The following is a 1,058-nucleotide window of genomic DNA, read 5'->3' on the forward strand; positions in this document are numbered from 1 at the left end:
CGGTGGCGGCGGCCCGCCCGTACTCGACGAAGCTGCGGCCCCACTTGCCCCACGGGTGCATACCGGCTCCCAGCACGGCCACGTCCCCGCTCACCGCGCCCCCTCCACCGGCTTGAACCGCCAGGTCGTCCAGGTGGCCCCGGCGTCCTCGTTCAGCACCCCGCCGACCACCTCCACCTCCATGCCGACCGCCAGGTCGGCCACCGTCACCCCGGGCGCCGCCTGCCCGAGCACGACCATCCCCTCGGCCTCCAGCTCCACCGCGACCAGCGTGTACGGCTCCCACGGCGCGTCCGGATCGGACACGTACGGGGCGGGCGGCCGGTAGCGCCCGTCGGTGTAGGACCAGACCCGGCCGCGCGGCGAGAGCGGCACCTCGACGAGCGCACCGCCGCCGGGACAGTGCGGATTGCGGCACCAGGCGTCCTCGCGGGGGAAGAACACCGCCGTGCAGGCGGAACACCTCGTCCCCAGCAGGCGGAAACCCTCGGGCGCATCGGTGAACCATCCGTTCACCACGGGTGTACGCGTCCGTGCCAAGACCCCTCCCTCGACCCGTAACTGACGAACCGTCAGAAGTCTGCCACGGCAACCGCCCGTTGGCATACCATCGCCGCATGCCGGCACAGCTGAGGGACTCCCACTGCTCCACCTGCGGAACCCCCTTCGACACCACCGACTGGCCCCGCCCGTGCACCGCGTGCGGCGCCGTCACCTACCGCAACCCGCTCCCGGTGGCCGTCGCCCTCCTCCCCGTCGAGGACGCCGCCGGAACCGGCCTGGTGGTCATCACCCGCACCATCGAACCCGCCAAGGGCGGCACCGCCCTGCCCGGCGGATTCATCGACTTCGGCGAGGACTGGCGCGAGGCGGTCGTCCGCGAACTCCGCGAGGAGACCGGCATCGAAGCCCCGGCCGGCGAGGTCACCCTCGCCGACGCCCTCAGCTCCCCCCAGGGCCACCTCCTCCTCTTCGGCCTCCTCCCACCCCGCCCGGCCTCCGCCCTCCCGCCCTCCGCCCCCACCGACGAGACGACCGGCTGGCACGTCCTCCACACC

The 1,058-nt window shown here is 73.6% G+C and carries 2 protein-coding genes; one reads left to right on the forward strand and one right to left on the reverse strand.

The window, feature by feature from the left end; translation table 11 throughout:
* Window positions 1-90: 90 nt before the first annotated feature.
* Complete coding sequence (locus VR44_RS33155; protein ID WP_245692697.1) at window positions 91-540, reverse strand: Zn-ribbon domain-containing OB-fold protein; 450 nt, start codon at window positions 538-540, stop codon at window positions 91-93.
* Window positions 541-617: 77 nt separating this feature from the next.
* On the opposite strand from VR44_RS33155, the gene VR44_RS33160 reads away from it, so the two are divergent.
* The coding region (locus tag VR44_RS33160) for an NUDIX domain-containing protein (protein WP_045951342.1) at window positions 618-1,058 on the forward strand (441 nt) is incomplete at its 3' end.

Source organism: Streptomyces katrae (genome assembly GCF_000966975.1).
Taxonomy (GTDB): domain Bacteria; phylum Actinomycetota; class Actinomycetes; order Streptomycetales; family Streptomycetaceae; genus Streptomyces; species Streptomyces katrae.